The organism is Imperialibacter roseus (assembly GCF_032999765.1).
Lineage (GTDB): Bacteria > Bacteroidota > Bacteroidia > Cytophagales > Cyclobacteriaceae > Imperialibacter > Imperialibacter roseus.
The window spans coordinates 5,503,009-5,519,208 of record NZ_CP136051.1 but is presented as its reverse complement, the minus strand read 5'-3'; the positions used below and the strand labels follow the sequence as shown (position 1 = coordinate 5,519,208).

Genomic DNA, 16,200 nt, shown 5'->3' with positions numbered 1-16,200 from the left:
AAAGATAATTTTGCCGTTGTTTATAATTAATCTAAATAATTTGAAACAATGAGATTATACGAAAGATTCAGGGTGTTGTGGCCGCTGACGTTAATTGTATTGGTCGCTGCATGCGACAACGACGACGATGCCGGGGCGCCGGCTGCTGAAGTGCCTGCATCGTATGCATTTGAGAGGAATGGGCTGAGTACGGTAGACTTTAGTGGGCAGACTGACAGATTGAACATGTTAGCTGAGATAAAGGCGTACATCGCTTCAGCAAATAACGGCGACAAGATCAGTGGTGAACACATCATGGATATGTTTCAAAATCTGAACGCTCCTTTTGACGATGAGGCGCTCAACAGTTCGACAAGGAAATTGGAGGATAAAACACTGATTTCAGAGGCGGGTGCTTTGAAAGACATGTTCGCAAAGGTGGCGGAAGTAAGTGCTGACGTAGCCGATAACGGTACGCTGGCGGCACAGGGAATACCTGGAAAATTGCCAAGAGGATCAGGGTATATATTAGTAAATGAAAAAGGCTGGGAGTTTTCTCAGTTTGTCGAAAAGGGATTGATGGGCTCTTGTTTTTATCATCAGATATACAATGTGTACCTCACCGACGGACGGGTGGGAGACGGCGTTGATAACACCAATGTGGTTGAAGGTACAAACTATACTGCCATGGAGCACCATTGGGACGAGGCCTTCGGATACTTTGGTGTTCCTCTCGATTTTCCTCAGGGAGATGTAGTGCTTGAAGACGACGAAGACCGATTTTGGGCTGAGTATACCCACAAGGCGAATCCTTTCCTGGGCACCAACAAGTTGCTCATGGATGCTTACCTGACCGGACGAACAGCGATAGTCAATAAAGACTACCAGGTGCGTGACGCACAGCGGGCTGTTTTGTATGCAGGCCATGAATTGGTGGCTGCCGCCAGCGCCTTGCATTATATCAACGAGGCGATCAGCGACTTCAACAATGGCGATACTGGCAATGCGTTTCACCACCTTTCCGAAGGCTATCCATTTGTAAAGGCATTGCAGTACAGTCCCTATAAAAGGATATCCCAGGCGCAGGTCGTAAAAATTCTATCCGAAGACCTTGGAACTGATGGTGATTTTTGGACCGTGACTATTGCAGGACTCAATCAAGCAAAAAGTACACTTGTACTCGTTTATGAAGAATTGGAGCCAGTGAAAGATCAATTATAAAAATGCAAAAATTAGTTACATGGAGTCTGCTAACTGCGCTGGGCCTGTTTATCTGGTCGTGTGGAGAGGATGACGATCCAAGGGTTGATGACAACTTCGATCAGAAAAGCTTTTTAGTGAATATTGGGACGAACTTGATTGTCCCGGCTTATGCTGAACTGAAAGATAGGTCTGACGAACTTTATGCCAGCATACAGGCATTTGTGGCAACTCCTAACCCATCAAACCTGGAAGCTGCCAGGGATGCATTGTTGGAGGCAAGGATGGCGTTCCAGTACTGTGCCCCCTACCAGTTTGGCCCTGCAGAGCAGCTGGGCCTGGTAGCGGACCTAAACATATTTCCAACGGACAAAAACAGGATTGAATCCAATATCCTTAGCGGTAGTTATGACCTCAAGCTGTTGAGTAACAATGCAGCGAAAGGCTTTCCGGCATTGGGGTATTTGCTTTACGGAAGCGAAAAGCCGGATGAGGAGATTGGTAACGATTTCCTAAATGACGATCGGAGGGCTGCCTATCTTTTGGATGTCGCCGAAACCATTAGCACATCGGCAGCGGCAGTCTTTACGGCCTGGGATCCATCCGGAGGGAATTATCTGGCGGAATTTACCAGCGACGGAGCCCTTGGGGCCGATGCCGGAAGCTCGTTGGGAATACTCGTGAATGCATTGAACCTAAGTTTGGAGCGAAACACTCGTGATGCAAAAATTGGAATTCCCGCAGGAATCAGGTCACTGGGCATTATAATCCCGGAAGCCACCGAAGCTTATTATGGAGGATATTCGAAACAATTGGCGGTGGCCAATTTAATGACTTTTAAGAGGTTGTTTCTTGGGGAGAATTTTAATGGTGAGCGGGGAACGGGATTTAGTGACTATTTGCAAGCTCGTTCCAGCGTGAGCAGTAATAGCAATGAATTATCGCTTGAAGCAGCAATTCTTGTGGAATTTGATGCATCTATCGCTTCGCTACAGGCGCTGGAGGATCCTCTTTCCACATCCATCTCTATCGATCCGGCACCGGCCCAGCAAGCTTTTGCGCAGCTTCAAAAGCTTTCGGTCTTACTAAAAACTGATATGGCATCCATTTTAGGCGTTGTGATTTCTTATCAGGACAACGATGGCGACTAGACAATGATGTTCAGGGCTCAGTCAATTTTTTCCGGCCATGAGTCGATTGCGCCTCTGGTGATATTCAGAATGCTATTCGGCATCTTAATGGCCCTGAGTACCATCAGATTTGCAGCCAAAGGGTGGATCAGCGAACTGTATATTGAGCCCAGGTATTTTTTTACTTTTTATGGGTTTGAATGGGTCAAACCCCTGCCGGGAATAGGAATGTACTTCGTCTTTGCCCTGATCTTCATCTCGGCAGTAACGATTGCATTGGGCTGGCGCTATCGATTGTCGGCTATCGTCTTTTTTTTATCGTTTACCTATGTAGAACTCATCGATAAAACAAATTATCTCAACCACTACTATGCCATTTCTCTGGTCAGCTTTTTGCTGATTTTTATGCCTGCTCATCGGCGATTTTCAATTGACAGCCACCGCAATCCAAAGCTTTTCTCGGGGCAAACGCCCTCTTGGGCACCATTTCTTCTCAAGTTTCAATTGGGAGTGGTATATTTTTTTGCCGGAGTGGCCAAGCTCAATGCCGATTGGCTTTTGGAGGCTCAGCCTCTCAAAATCTGGCTACCAGCCAAGTCAAATCTTCCACTTATCGGAAGCATCTTGGAAGAACCATGGGCGGCCTATTTGCTAAGCTGGGGCGGAGCTCTGTACGACCTGCTTATCGTGTTTTTTCTACTATCGGCAAAGTCCCGCCCAATTGCTTATGGCTTTGTCGTAGTTTTTCATGTGCTGACCTGCCTGTTATTTCCAGGGATCGGCATGTTCCCATTTATCATGGTTGGCCTGACGCTCATTTATTTTTCGGGTGATTTTCATGAAAAGTTGCTGGGAAAGCTGGAGGGTTTCTTTTCGATACAACGGCCCAGCCAGCTGCCAGACAGGTCTTCGCCGGAGCTGGTTGGAGCTTGGCGGATGGCCCTGGTGTTGTTTGTTAGCTGGCAGCTTCTCATGCCCATGCGATATGTTCTTTACCCGGGGCCATTGTTTTGGCGGGAAGAAGGTTACAGATTTAGCTGGCGGGTAATGCTGATGGAAAAGGCCGGCACCGTCACCTTCCACGTGCACGATCAGGCTTCTGGCCGCAAGGGCCAGGTGGCTGCGTACGAGTATTTGACGCCTCAGCAAGAAAAGATGATGGCGACACAGCCTGACATGATCCTACAGTTTGCACATTTCCTGGCTGAAGAACTTAAAAGGAAGGGATTGGTTGACCCAGAGATAAGGGCGGAGAGTGCCGTGAGTCTCAATGGAAGACGCAGCCGGCCTTTGATAGACCCAACGGTTAACCTGGTGCGCCAACAAGAATCATTTTCCCCAAAGACCTGGATACTCCCTGCCGAATGAAAAAATGCCTTCTGATTGTGTTAATAGCATTACTCCCTACAGCTGTTGTTGTGGCACAGGAGACAGTGCAAGGCCGAATAGAAGACATGGCCGGGTCGTCGCTTCCCGGTGTGAGAATTTTTGTTGAGGGCACGTCGCTGTTTGTCGTCTCAGATGCTGATGGGTATTTTTCGTTATCAGGATTACCAAAGGGAACCGGGGAGCTGACAGCCTACCTTTATGGTTACGAAACACTGAGGCATAAATTAGATGATCGGGGGATATCACCCATTGTGCTTCGCCTGAAAGAGCTCGAGAAGGAACTGCATGAATTGGTGATCGATGGATCATCAGATGAAATGTTCAGCATGAAAACGCTGAGGGGTGTGGAAGGAACCAGCATCTACGAAGCCAAGAAAACAGAGGTGATCCAGCTGGAGGAGATAGTGGCAAATAAGTCTGCCAATAATGCGAGGCAGGTGTTTAGCCGAATTCCTGGTGCCAATGTTTGGGAAAGTGACTGCGCCGGGTTGCAAATAGGGGTTGCCACGAGGGGCCTCAGTCCGAACAGGAACTCGAATTTTAATACACGCCAGAATGGATATGATATAGCAGCGGACGCTCTCGGCTACCCGGAAAGTTACTATTCGCCAGCTATTCAGGCAGTGGATCGCATAGAGATTGTGAGAGGAGCAGCTTCGCTTCAATATGGCACACAATTCGGTGGACTGGTGAATTTTGTCATGAAAAAGGGGCCTGTTGATCGAAAACTGGCCGTAAGCACCGAACAAACCTATAATAGTCTCGGGTTTTACAACAGCTTTTTGTCGGCTGGTGGGCAGGTTGGCAAGGTGAATTACTATGCCTATAACCGCACTGCTTCAGGCCAATGCTGGCGTTGCAATTCAGATTTCAATTCAACCACCACCTACGGAAGGGTGGCTTACCAACTGTCGGCCAGCACCTCACTGGAAGCAGATTATACCCATTTATACTATCTGGCCCAACAACCCGGCGGCCTTACTGATAATGAATTTTATGCCGACCCGAGGCAGTCGAAAAGGGAGCGAAATTGGTTCAAAGTGAACTGGAACCTGATGTCTGCACAGCTTAATCATTCGTTTACGTCGACGTTGAGGTTGAATTCCAGATTTTTCGGACTCGTGGCAGGCCGGGAGGCGCTGGGCAACCTTGGCCGGATCGACAGACCAGACGATGAGACGCAAAACAGGGACTTTTTAAGCGATTCTTTTCGAAATTTCGGTAACGAAACCCGCCTGATCTGGAATTATAAAGTAGGCAGGCAGTATTCGGCGCTACTCGTAGGTGGAAGAATTTACAATGGATTTACAGTGCGAAAGCAGGGTGCAGGACCCGCCGGAAAAGAAGCAGATTTCAGGTACCTGAACCCAGAACGACTGGAGGGCTCAGATTTTGACTTGCCGAGCTTCAATACTGCCGCATTTGTAGAAAATATTTTCTCCATCTCGGAAAAATTCAGTGTGACGCCGGGCTTGCGACTTGAGCACATCCGAACAGGCGCAGACGGCTATTACAGGGACACAAGAACAGACCTTGCCGGAAATGTGATTTATGATTCTACCGTGTATGAGAATAAGACCAATGAAAGAAAGTTCCTCTTTGGCGGGATTGGACTAAGCTTCAAGCCAACTGGTCAAATAGAATTCTATGGCAACTTCTCTCAGAACTATCGGGCAATTAACTTCAATGATATCAGGGTTAATAATCCCTCGCTCTCAGTCGACGAAAACCTGACGGATGAAACGGGGTATAATATGGATGTGGGAGCCAGAGGCGTGGGGGGCCAACTGATAAGCTACGATGTAAGTGGCTTCTACCTTGGCTACAATAATAGAATAGGGACGGTACTGCGCACCGAACCTGACCCACGATTCGATAACCTGATTGACAGAACTTTTCGTTACCGCACCAACATTGCAGACGCTGGTATTGTAGGACTTGAATCACTTGTCGAACTGAATATCGACAGGCTGATAGCCCCCGATCAGGATAGGTGGCAGCTTGCCTTCTTCAATAACCTGGCGATCATCCACTCAGTGTACCTGAGAAGTGGCGAGCCTGGAATCGAAGGTAACCAGGTGGAGCTGGTGCCCAAAGTGAGCTACCGTACAGGGTTAACCTACCGGGGAGGGCCCCTGCAGTTGTCGGTACAATATACCTATCTGTCCCAGCAGTTTTCCGACGCTTCCAATGCCGATAGTAACCCCCCTGTTCCCACTGCGGTGGAAGGCGTTATTCCTGCCTATTTTGTCGTCGATTTTTCGGCACGATATGCACCGAATAGGTTCTATTTTGAATCGGGAGTAAACAACATGACTGACAATATGTACTTTACCCGCCGAGCAGCTGGTTACCCGGGACCTGGTATTATCCCCTCCGATGGTCGCAGTATTTACTTTTCGATTGGGATTAAGCTTTGAGCATTTTGCTCACCACATCCCAAACAACTACGCCGAGGCTAACGGTGATATTGAGCGAGTGCTTGGTGCCGAACTGAGGAATTTCAATGGCTGCATCCGCTAAGGCTACTGCTTCTTCTGACACGCCGAACACCTCGTGCCCGAAAACGAAAGCGTATTTTTCGTCAGTGACTGGTTGGAAGTCTTGCAGAAAGATTTTTTCGTCCGTTTGCTCGACCACGAAAATTTTATATCCCTCTTTTTTCAGCGATTGGATAGCTTCTGTAGTTGTTGGAAAATACTTCCATTCAACAGTATCAGTTGACCCCAGGGCCGTCTTGTGAATCTCTCTGTGAGGGGGCGTTGCCGTGATGCCACAAAGCAGTATTTTTTTCACCGCAAAGGCGTCGGCAGTCCTGAAAGCAGCGCCCACATTGTGCATGCTTCTTACATTGTCGAGCACCACAGCGATCGGAAATTTTTTAGTAGTTTTGAAGTCATCTACTGACAACCGATTGAGTTCGTCGTTACTGATTTTTCTCATGAAGAAGTATTTTTTCAGGGAAAAGATGTCCCCGGCGTATCGGCAAAAGTAAACTTTTTCAGGAAAGAGAACATGGCTAAAAAAGCAAGTACAAATGAGGTGGCGGAAACCCCGCTGATGAAGCAATACAATGCCATCAAATCAAAATATCCCGGCGCACTTTTGCTTTTCAGAGTGGGCGATTTCTACGAGACCTTTCGTGAAGACGCCGTAACAGCCAGCCAAATCCTCGACATTGTGCTTACCAAAAGGGCCAACGGCTCTGCCTCACATATTGAACTGGCAGGCTTTCCTCATCATTCCCTCGACAATTACCTTCCCAAGCTGGTAAGGGCAGGCCATAGGGTCGCCATTTGTGATCAGCTGGAAGACCCGAAAATGGTGAAGGGCATTGTGAAGCGGGGAGTAACTGAGTTGGTAACGCCCGGGCTTTCTTTCAACGACAATGTGCTTGACAGACGCAGCAACAACTTTCTGGCTTCACTATATTTTGACAAAGAGAAAGCAGGAGTGGCATTTCTCGACCTGTCGACGGGTGAGTTTATGGCCTCAGAGGGCACACACTTGCAGGTCGAGAAATTGATGCAGGGATTCGATCCTTCTGAGGTGATTTATCCCAAAAACCAAAAAGCGGTTTTCAAGGAAAAGTACAGAGACTACAACACCACCTTTGCCCTCGACGAATGGGTGTATGGGCCTGACTATTCCTTCGAGAAACTCACCAAGCATTTCAAAACCAAAAACCTGAAGGGCTTCGGTATCGATGGTCTGGCACTGGCCGTTTCGGCTGCCGGCGCTGTGCTGCAATACCTGGAGGACACCGAGCACAGGGAGGTCAGCCATATTTCTTCCATCAGCAGGATTGAAGATGAGAAGTTTGTATGGCTCGACAAGTTCACCATCCGCAACCTGGAGCTGATCAACCCGCAGCAACCGGACGGCGTGGCTTTGTTTCATGTAATGGATCAAACGCTTACGCCCATGGGAGCCAGGCTTTTGCGCAAGTGGTTGGTGCTGCCTTTGAAAGACAAGAGCGAAATAGAGGCAAGGCTACAGGTGGTGGAGGAGTTGTATGAAAACGAGGACTTACAACAGAAGACGAGAGACATACTAAAGAACATCGGCGATCTGGAAAGGCTGATTTCCAAGGTGGCTGTTGGCCGGGTGAACCCCAGAGAGTTCATGCAATTAAAGAAAGCCCTGAAGCACATAGGGCCGCTGAAGGAGTTGCTGCTGGAATCGGAATCGCCCTCACTCAAAAGATTGGGTGATGTGCTCAACCCTTGTGAGTTGCTGCTTGAGAAAATTGAAAAGGAGCTGAAAGACGAGCCTCCGCTTTCCATTGCCCAGGGGCAAGTGATAAAAGAAGGCGTGCATGAGGAGCTGGACGAGCTGCGAAACATAGCCTTTCACGGAAAAGATGTGCTCCTGCAAATTCAGCAAAGAGAAGTGGAAGCGACAGGGATCAGCTCCTTAAAGATCGCTTTTAATAAGGTGTTTGGCTACTACCTGGAGGTGACGCATGCGCACAAAGACAAGGTGCCTGTGGAGTGGATCCGTAAGCAGACGCTGGTAAATGCAGAGCGGTACATTACGCCGGAGCTCAAGGAATATGAGGACAGAATTCTGACGGCCGAAGAAAAAATGTCGGTGATAGAACAGCGGCTGTACCTGGAGCTGGTGCAGTTTGCCTGCGACTACGTGGAGGCCATTCAGCAGAATGCACGGGTGCTTGCCCGCATCGACTGCCTGGCATCGTTCGCCACCATTTCAAAAAAGAACCGCTACGCCAAGCCGGTCATTAGCGACGATAGAATTATTGACATCAAAGAGGGCCGCCACCCGGTGATTGAGAGCCAGCTGCCGGTGGGTGAAATCTATGTGCCCAACGATGTCTACCTCGACGACCAGTCGCAGCAGGTGATGGTCATTACCGGACCAAACATGGCTGGTAAGTCGGCCCTGTTGAGGCAAACGGCGCTGGTGGTGCTCATGGCACAGATGGGCTGCTTTGTACCAGCAACCTATGCGCATGTGGGGTTGGTCGACAAAGTCTTTACAAGGGTGGGTGCTTCTGACAACCTGAGCCGTGGGGAGTCTACCTTTATGGTGGAGATGACCGAAACGGCCAGCATTCTGAACAACCTGAGTGGCGACAGCCTGATATTGATGGATGAAATAGGCCGGGGCACGAGTACCTACGATGGTATTTCCATTGCCTGGTCGATTGTGGAGTATCTGCACAACCACCCCAAGTTCAAGGCCAAAACGCTGTTTGCTACTCACTATCATGAGCTCAACCAGCTGGCGAACGACCTGCCAAGGGTGAAGAACTTCAATGTGTCGGTGAAAGAGCTCGACAACCGGGTGATCTTCCTGAGGAAGCTGCAGGAAGGCGGCAGCCACCACAGCTTCGGTATCCACGTGGCGCAAATGGCCGGCATGCCCAACACTGTGGTGATCCGCTCCAACGAGATCATGCACAACCTGGAGAAAGACAAGATCAGGGACGAAACGGCCGACATCCTGGAATCCATGCCGAAGTCCAACTTTCAGCTGGCTCTGTTCGAAGCCGACCCCAAGTTTGAGAAAGTGAGGGAGCTGCTGGGGAAGATCGACATCAACACCGTTTCGCCGGTAGAGGCTTTGTTGAAACTGAATGAGGTGATTACGACGTTGAAGGGGAAGTAGGGTTTTCAGATCACACAAAAACCAAAACGCCGAACTTTGCAGCTCGGCGTCAAGTACCAGGAGCGGGGATCGAACCCGCACGACCTTTAAGGGTCACAGGATTTTAAGTCCTGCGTGTCTACCAGTTCCACCATCCCGGCAGGGCATTGAAAGATTTTAGTATTTATTGATTTTGTGATTTGTCCTGCCTCATCTTGCTTCTGGAAGCTGAAAAAATCTTTACCAGCTCGAGGCTTTCAGAAATATAAGGTGATAACAACTCTTTTTCCAGAATGCCACCCTCCCGGGCGTATTCCAGCCAAAAAAGACTTTCATCAGCCTCTTCTAAAACGATATTAAGCTTGGCGTAAAATTCAGGTTTTGATCTTGCTCTACAGGCTGCCCGGTAGTTAGCAGCAACAGAGCTTGAAGAACGAAGAAGTTGTCTGCCAATGATCCTCCCTTCATCTGTGGATTTTAGCTGTCGGAAAACAGCCAAAATGGATAGAGAGAACTTAAATGTTCGATCCTTTAACTCTTCCGAGGTCATCGTGAAGGGAAATCAACAAATAACAAAATCAATAAATCAAAGAATGATTTGGAGCGAAAGACGGGATTCGAACCCGCGACCCCGACCTTGGCAAGGTCGTGCTCTACCAACTGAGCTACTTTCGCTTTTGACCCGGCTCCTTTCGGAAACGGATTGCAAAAATAATGAGCGGGAATGATTCTGCAATATTCTGAGTGAAATTTTTCACACATTTTATTCAGCTGCTACCAGGCAACTTTTAAAATATTGCCTGCTGAGCCTGTAACCGTTTGACTTCCAATGCCATTAACACACTGCCGATCAACAGCATGGCGGCTGCCACCACCAGTGTTTCAAAATAGGAAAAATGAGCAGAAAGCCCCACCAACGAAAAAGAAGGTAGTGCAGCAAGTGCTATTTCGGTGATGGCAAAACCACCAAAGAAGACCAATATTCCGGTTTTTGACATGGCATTGAGGTGCAACCAGCCCCCTAAAATGTAGAATCCCAGCAGCATAAAGCTAACCACGCCAATAAAAATCAAGTGGATAAAGGCAATGATGATCCCATTGTTTGCCATCACCCAGCTATCGATACCGGGAATGCTGCCTGCCAGTTGCAAAAAGTATTTCACGGTGAGTAGCGTAATGCCTAACTGAAGGCACTTTCTGGCCCAGGGCACTGGTAAATTTTGCTTCAGGTGCTTCCAAACAAACCTAAGCAATAGCAGGACACCGACTATTTGTAAGACACCGGTAGCCATCGCCAACAGATATTTCCAGTCGCCCAGATCGGTCCACAAGGCGCTCATGACATAGGCTGGCCCAACAGTGTACAGCAGGGTGTATTTGAGCCATTTCCTCTCAGTGTCGGCAAGGCTCCAGCCGCTTCTTTCCAGCAGCCTGAATAGCATGGCCAGGCAGGCAAGCACAAACCAGCCATTGAACTGGAAGTGCATAAAAAAGTAGATGGATAGTGAGTAGAACGAGCTGTCTTTTAAGCCCATGGCCGAAAGCGGGCCCAGCATCAGTGGCCCGACACCCGAAATAAGCTCATACACCAGTGCCCAGCGCAAAAAGCTTGCTGCAAGGCTGCTATCGTCCCTTATCACTTTGAATATTGATACGGCAATGGCGATGGTCACTGCCATGTGGAGCGTGCTGAAGGCAATTGCCACGGGGCCATAGCCCTGAAAGGGAAAGCTGCCCAGCATGCCCAGCACGCCTATCTGCAGGGCGATAAAGCAGCCCCGGAACAGTTTGCCATTGTTTTCTTTGGCCACAAAATGTTGGAGCATGAGAAGAAACAGCGCATTGTATACCCACCCCATGAAGGCAGTGTGGGAGTGGGCATGCACAAAATACCTGTAGTTGATGGGCAGCGGGCTTACCATTTGCCAGCGAAGTAGCAGCCCAAGGGCGGATAAGGCGACGAGATATAGTAAAGGGAAACGGGCAAACTTGCCAGGATCAAACCGACTCATGAGCAGAACGATATTTTCTGATCAATGTAAAACTAATAAGGGTCAACAGAAAACCCAGTATGCTAATGGCATTGAGCAGACCACTCCATTTTTTTACGGTCGTGAGAAGCAGAATATCGACTGCGAAGACCCTTAGCAACAGAGAGGCAGACAGGAGGATAAGCCAGACAAAAAGCACTGGGTGAAAAGGAGGGGCGCCCAGGCCTGCAAGGTAGGAAGCCTTGGCCAGGGCATGAATAAATACCATGGAGAAAAGGAAGCCGACAAAGAACGAATGCGTGGTGGCATCGTAGCCGTAAATGTGCTCCTTCCACAGAATAACACCAACGCCGGATGTGAGCAGCCAAAACCAGCCTAGCATGATGGCAATGAACGAATACTTTTCGTAGCTCCAGCCCATGCCCTGATCTGTTTGGATCTCGATGAAAAACATGCCAGATGCAATTAAAATCAGACCTGCTCCCGTGAGATAGTAGCCACCAAGGTGAAATGGAATCATCAGGCTGGCAATAAACAGGATCAGCCCCAACTTGATCACGCTTCCCGTGAACATGTTTTTTGCTGAGTTTTCCGAGAGCCGGGTGGCCAAGATGAAGCAAAGTACAAAGCCCATCCAGAAAGGGATGATAGCAGGCATTAGCGGATTGTACAACAAGCGAATATTGCCACCGGCAAAGCACAGGGCACCGCAAAGCTGGACAATACTGACCCACGTGAGCCGGGACGACAGCAGGTGAATAGCCTGCAGCAAAACCAGCAATGCGGAAGCAGCCACCAGGCAATAGGGAGCCACCTGCTGAAAGCCGAGGAGCCAGGCAATGACCGCCGCACCCGAGAACGCAGGAATGAGCCACCATTTGCCATTGCCGGTGAGCAGACTTCTTTCTACCCCAATCAGGGTGCCCACAAAGCCACCCACCATGAGCGGCCCGTGTAGTGTCGCCAGGTCAACAGCAGGCAGGTTGAAGCCGATTCTGATTAAGCCAGCCCAAATTCCCGACAGCAGCCCGATAAGCGCCAACGCAAAGAAGGGGAGCTTTGATTTCATACTAGAAGTCTTTGCGGGCAGCCACTCTCAGAAAACCAAGCAAAGGGCCCACTACCCACAGAACCAGTGCTGAGATGGATACCAGCATACCCATGGACGTGCCGAAAAACTTATTGAATACTGCTCCGGTATACCCCATCAGCGCTGCCATATCCAATTTCAGCAGCAGGGAGGTTCGTGACAGGTCGATTGGATTGAGCACGGTAGCGATCAGGGAGAATTTTTCCAGTGGATAGTCTTCAAAAAAGAGCAGAAAGATAATAAACAGACCGTCGTACAGCACGGCCAGGAACAACCAGGTAAGGATGGCTATGGCAAATCCTTTCATGCGATTGGTTTGCCTGAGGGCAATGAGAAAGGCGATGGCCGTAAATATGGCTGTGAGCAGCGTTCCGATGCCAAGCAGGTAGAACAAATCAAGCCAGAGCCTGACCTCAAAGTGGCCCAGAAATATGGCTGGAATCAAAATACCAAGCAGGAAGCTGGCGGCGAGCGACGTGAATAGGCCCAGGTACTGTCCCAGGAAAATCGAGCGTCGCCTTACAGGTTGGGCAAGAAGCAGCTCGGTAAATTCTGAGGAGTTGTAAAAGTAGACGATACCGTACAATGTACTGATGAGTGGAATAAGCACCACCACAATATTGAGCAGGCTCGTAATGGCTGCTGCCACCTGCCCGCTTAAATGCAGGAGACCAGCGGTAACAATCATAAAAAACAGGAAATAGAAGTAGGTCCACCGGCTGCGCAGGAGGTCAAAAAAGCTGTATTTGAATATTTTCCACATGGCGATTTTTATTAAGCGTTGACGGACGTTCTGTCCTTCCGTTGAATGAGAAAATGAGCGATGGCTTCTTCCAGTGTGTTCTTTTCAGTAAGTGAAAACAGCTCGCTCAGGCTTCCCTGGAAGTACACCTTGCCATCTAGCAGGAACACGATTTCGTCAGCCAGTTCTTCCACGAGTGGCATGATATGCGTGGTGACCAAGATGCACTTTCCTGCCTTGCGCATGTCCTGTATCAGTCGCTTCAGTGCCAGCAACGCTACGGGGTCAAGCCCCGCAGTAGGCTCGTCCATCAGCACAATGGGCGCATCGAACATGAGGGCAAGTACCAGGTTCACTTTTTGCCGGGTGCCACCACTGAGCGTCCCGAGCTTTTTGTCGAGAAACTGCTGAAGAGAAAGCCGGTCGACCAAGGAACCCTCGTTGGCGGGCTCCTGCCGCACTTCTTTGATCATTTGTAGCAGCTCCTGCACTGTGAGGTTAGAGGGAAACTGTGCAATTTGTGGCACATAGCTCAGGTGTTTCCTGTAGTTCCATGCATGGCGGGTAGGCTCGCCTCTTACCTCGATAGTTCCTTTATCAGGTAGGGTCATACCCAGAATGCTTTTCATCAGGGTGGTTTTTCCAGAGCCGTTGGGTCCTAACACAGCGGTTACCTTTCCGGGAAGAATTTCCAGTTGGACGTCCTTCAGCACTTCCAGTTTGCCAAAGGACTTATGAAGATGTTGAATATTGATCATGGGGATGAGGTTTCATAAGTGGCTGATCGTCGAACAGGTTTTGCGGCGTGAACACCGGCGTCACTTTTTCAGTGAAATTCATGAGATCAACAAAAAGACTTCGAAGGAGCACAATGGCTTGTGGCACCTTTTCTACTACAAAAGAGAAAAGCTTCACAGGCCGGTAGGGCACATCGCCCACGCCATTTTTGTCGAGGTCGTAACCAGTATACTCCGACCAGTAGTTTCTTGTGTATTGGTTGTACTGTCTGGTGGCGTTGGTGCCTACGTCAAAGGTATTGTCTATAAAATTGTTCTCGGTAATAATGTTGTCTCTGCAGCTCCCGAGTATTCGCAGTGCATATCCGTTCTCAGTAAAATCGTTTTGGCTGATGGTCATTCTGTCAGAGCTTTCTCCATAGATACCGATGGTGTTGCCCTGAAAAAGGTTGTTGCTGATCAGCCCGTCTTTAATTTCCTTGAGCAGTATGCCATAAGAAGCACTGCCCCAATTGTCGATAAACCTGTTTCGCTTCATCACAATCTGAGAGGAAAACATAACCGCTACTCCGGCACCGTTAGACTGAAAGGTGTTTTCGAGGTAATCATTGTAATTTGAGAACATAAAGTGGAGGCCATACCGCAGGTTGTCCTGGCTCACATTGCGCACTATACGGATGCTATCGGAAAACTCCAGATAGATACCATCCCTGTGGTGGCGGGCTTCGTTGTTACTTACGTCTACATTTTTGCAATACCAAAGGTGGATGGCATTGCCTGAGCTGGCTTCAACCACTGCCTGCCCGATGATGGAGTTTCCGGCGACCCTGCCGTCCCGACTCTTTTGCAGGTAAATACCAAAGAAGGTGTTTTCAAGTTTGTTGTCCTGAATGTTGAAGTGCCGGGCTTCTTCCACGTGAATGGCCGCCAGGTCTCTCACATAGTTGGTGGCCACGTTTCGGATATGAAAGCCTATGATACTGACGGAATCCGCCCTGATAATGATCGCATCGTTCTTAAGACCGGCATCAAGAATGGGGTAGCCCACACCCAACAGGGTGCATGGCTTGTCAATGATCACCTCGTTTTCAAAGTACACACCAGGAAACACCTTTATTACGTCTCCTGATGCTGCTGCGGCCAGCGCCTGCTTGATTGAAGCGTATTTTTTTCCCACCTCCAGGGTGTCGGGCACTGCACCCAAGGCCTGAAAGGTGGCGATAACTAAAAATGGGATGATGAAACGACTAGGAAACCTCATGGGAGCTGGGCGGTAATGCCAGGCAGGTTGTCTATGCCTGATTGAAGTTTCTCCCAAGTATATATTTCTCCATCGTATCCGTCAATAATGGGCTCAATTTTGGACTTGGAGCTCAACGCTGTGATGTACATGCCCATAGGGCTTGGTAGCTTGGCACTTCTGATGAAAACGCATTTGGCCGCATCCATAAGTGTGCCTGGCTGGTCGTAGGGCACCACCATTTCAAAGGCTATATTCTCAGCACTTATCTTGTTTTCGTCTGCATATTGCACAAGGCACTCCACAGCGTCGAAGGTATAGATTTTGCCAGTGCTGGAAACCAGCTCAGCTCCATATTGTGGCTGTACGATCTTCATTTTGCAATGATGACAATGGTCGCTGCCCAGAGCAAGGGGGCGTGGAGTTATCGAGCAGGACGTGAGGCCAAAAATGGTTATAAGAGCGATCATTGCCATGGCCTTTTCAAGCACTGCTGTTTTGCTAGCTTTCTTCTTCTCAAGCCAAAATGCCAGGAGAGCAAGTGCTATGCCTGCTCCAAGGAAGTAGCCACCTGTTGACGGCCAGGAGTCAGCCTTAAAATTCAGCAGCATTTTCGAGCCAATTACAGGTGGCTGATAAGCCATGCCGGGTACTTTGATGGGTGCCTTAGGGCTGAGATTGTGCCCATAGTCGTATTCCCAGAGGTAGAAGTCGTAGACACCGAGGCCTCCAAGGACAATCATAATCATGGCCCAGGTGAGGTAGAGTGATTTCTTTTTTATCTGGAAGAACAGCAGCCCCAAAAGCGACATGCCACCTACAATCCAGGGGAAATATTTCAGCTCAGGAATTGAGTCGGGTACGATGAATTGCATGCCCACGTAGTGGTTGAGGATGTTGATATTTTGCAATGTGCTGGGCGAGTCCCCTGTTATCTGATTGATCCAGATATACATAGAAATACCGTCAGGGTATTGGGGAGCTTGTAGCGTGATTTTCCATAGCGGAAAAGCAAACAATGCAAGCGGCAAAAGTATGGCCAGCAAGAAAAGGTAATTGAATTTAACTTTCATAATCGAAAGGGGTTAA

Annotated in this window: 13 protein-coding genes and 2 tRNA genes; 5 read left to right on the top strand and 10 right to left on the bottom strand. The window is 48.9% G+C overall.

From position 1 onward, the window contains the following. The first annotated feature begins 48 nt into the window (after positions 1-48). The 4 genes from RT717_RS23335 to RT717_RS23320 are packed head-to-tail and all read left to right on the top strand — an operon-like array spanning position 49 to position 6,118. Complete coding sequence (locus tag RT717_RS23335) at positions 49-1,200, top strand: DUF4856 domain-containing protein (RefSeq protein ID WP_317488753.1); 1,152 nt, start codon at positions 49-51, stop codon at positions 1,198-1,200. Positions 1,201-1,202: 2 nt separating this feature from the next. Beyond that, entirely contained in the window at positions 1,203-2,330 is a 1,128-nt protein-coding gene (locus tag RT717_RS23330; protein WP_317488752.1) for an imelysin family protein, read from the top strand. A gap of 3 nt (positions 2,331-2,333) precedes the next feature. Beyond that, entirely contained in the window at positions 2,334-3,677 is a 1,344-nt protein-coding gene (locus tag RT717_RS23325; protein ID WP_317488751.1) for an HTTM domain-containing protein, read from the top strand. Further along, positions 3,674-6,118: a TonB-dependent receptor domain-containing protein gene (locus RT717_RS23320; protein WP_317488750.1), complete on the top strand. Its 2,445-nt coding sequence runs from the start codon at positions 3,674-3,676 to the stop codon at positions 6,116-6,118. Before RT717_RS23325 ends, RT717_RS23320 begins: the two co-directional genes overlap by 4 nt. On the opposite strand, the gene RT717_RS23315 is transcribed toward RT717_RS23320, so the two are convergent. After that, positions 6,108-6,641 carry an RNA methyltransferase gene (locus RT717_RS23315; protein ID WP_317488749.1) on the bottom strand — a complete coding sequence of 178 codons (534 nt, stop codon included), beginning with the start codon at positions 6,639-6,641 and terminating at the stop codon, positions 6,108-6,110. The genes RT717_RS23320 and RT717_RS23315 overlap by 11 nt on opposite strands. Positions 6,642-6,713: 72 nt before the next feature. Between RT717_RS23315 and mutS the strand changes: the two genes are divergently transcribed. After that, positions 6,714-9,332: a DNA mismatch repair protein MutS gene (gene mutS, locus RT717_RS23310; RefSeq protein ID WP_317488748.1), complete on the top strand. Its 2,619-nt coding sequence runs from the start codon at positions 6,714-6,716 to the stop codon at positions 9,330-9,332. A 54-nt stretch (positions 9,333-9,386) separates the two neighbouring features. Here mutS and RT717_RS23305 read toward each other — a convergent pair. From RT717_RS23305 to RT717_RS23265, 9 genes are all read right to left on the bottom strand, one after another. Beyond that, positions 9,387-9,472: transfer RNA gene (locus RT717_RS23305), tRNA-Leu, on the bottom strand. A gap of 23 nt (positions 9,473-9,495) precedes the next feature. Next, entirely contained in the window at positions 9,496-9,861 is a 366-nt protein-coding gene (locus RT717_RS23300; protein WP_317488747.1) for a four helix bundle protein, read from the bottom strand. 49 nt (positions 9,862-9,910) lie between these two features. Further along, positions 9,911-9,986 (bottom strand) — tRNA-Gly (locus RT717_RS23295). A 113-nt stretch (positions 9,987-10,099) separates the two neighbouring features. Then, complete coding sequence (locus tag RT717_RS23290) at positions 10,100-11,323, bottom strand: hypothetical protein (RefSeq protein ID WP_317488746.1); 1,224 nt, start codon at positions 11,321-11,323, stop codon at positions 10,100-10,102. Further along, positions 11,310-12,371 (bottom strand): hypothetical protein, encoded by a 1,062-nt coding sequence (locus tag RT717_RS23285; protein ID WP_317488745.1) that lies wholly within the window; start codon positions 12,369-12,371, stop codon positions 11,310-11,312. Before RT717_RS23285 ends, RT717_RS23290 begins: the two co-directional genes overlap by 14 nt. A gap of 1 nt (position 12,372) precedes the next feature. Beyond that, complete coding sequence (locus RT717_RS23280) at positions 12,373-13,155, bottom strand: ABC transporter permease (protein ID WP_317488744.1); 783 nt, start codon at positions 13,153-13,155, stop codon at positions 12,373-12,375. An 11-nt stretch (positions 13,156-13,166) separates the two neighbouring features. Beyond that, positions 13,167-13,892, bottom strand: a complete 726-nt coding sequence (locus RT717_RS23275; RefSeq protein ID WP_317488743.1) for an ABC transporter ATP-binding protein — start codon at positions 13,890-13,892, stop codon at positions 13,167-13,169. Next, entirely contained in the window at positions 13,867-15,132 is a 1,266-nt protein-coding gene (locus RT717_RS23270) for a nitrous oxide reductase family maturation protein NosD (protein ID WP_317488742.1), read from the bottom strand. Before RT717_RS23270 ends, RT717_RS23275 begins: the two co-directional genes overlap by 26 nt. Beyond that, the gene (locus RT717_RS23265) at positions 15,129-16,184 is read right to left on the bottom strand and encodes a nitrous oxide reductase accessory protein NosL (RefSeq protein WP_317488741.1); all 1,056 of its coding nucleotides are present in this window, start codon (positions 16,182-16,184) and stop codon (positions 15,129-15,131) included. The genes RT717_RS23270 and RT717_RS23265 overlap by 4 nt, the downstream gene beginning before the upstream one ends. Positions 16,185-16,200: the final 16 nt, after the last annotated feature.